We start from the raw sequence: 890 nt of genomic DNA on the forward strand, positions 1-890 counted from the left end.
ATGTCACCTGTATCTCAACAGCTTTAGAAGTTACGATCAATGCAGTACCTGATGTACCTGCAGAGCCCACGGCAGACGTTGTACAACCCACGTGTGCAATACCCATGGGAACGATTACCATCACCTCTCCACTGGGATCAGGTTATGAATACAGCATAAATGGTACAGACTATCAGGCCGGATTGGTATTTGAGGAATTGGCTTCAGGCACTTATGAAGTAACTGTTCGCAACAGCGATGACACGACGTGTGTATCTACTGCGACCGTGGTTGAGATAGACCCGGTACCAGCCACACCTGAAGCACCTGAAGTGAGTGTTACCCAACCTACGTGTGCAGAGCCTTTTGGCAGCATAACGATTTTATCACCACTAGGGGATTTTGAATACAGCATTAATGGTACAGACTATCAGGCCGGATTGGTATTTGAGGAATTGGCTTCAGGTACTTATGAAGTAACTGTTCGCAACAGCGATGACACGACGTGTGTATCCACAGCGACAGAGGTAGAGATAGACCCGGTACCAGCTACACCTGAAGCGCCGGAAGTGAGTGTTACCCAACCTACGTGTGCAGAGCCTTTTGGCAGCATAACGATTGTATCACCATTAGGGGATTTTGAATACAGTATCAATGGAACTGACTATCAGGCCGGATTGGTATTTGAGGAATTGGCTTCAGGTACTTATGAAGTAACTGTTCGCAACAGCGATGACACGACGTGTGTATCTACTGCGACAGAGGTAGAGATAGACCCGGCACCAGCCACACCTGAAGCACCGGAGGTGAGTGTTACCCAACCTACGTGTGCAGAGCCTTTTGGCAGCATAACGATTGTATCACCATTAGGGGATTTTGAATACAGCATTAATGGTACAGACTATCAGGCC

Annotated in this window: 1 protein-coding gene; it reads left to right on the plus strand. The window is 47.8% G+C overall.

What is annotated here, in order from left to right:
* A partial coding sequence (locus IEV69_RS13795; protein WP_188443428.1) for a hypothetical protein occupies nucleotides 1–890 on the plus strand: 890 nt, incomplete at both ends.

The organism is Planktosalinus lacus (assembly GCF_014640155.1).
Classification (GTDB): domain Bacteria; phylum Bacteroidota; class Bacteroidia; order Flavobacteriales; family Flavobacteriaceae; genus Planktosalinus; species Planktosalinus lacus.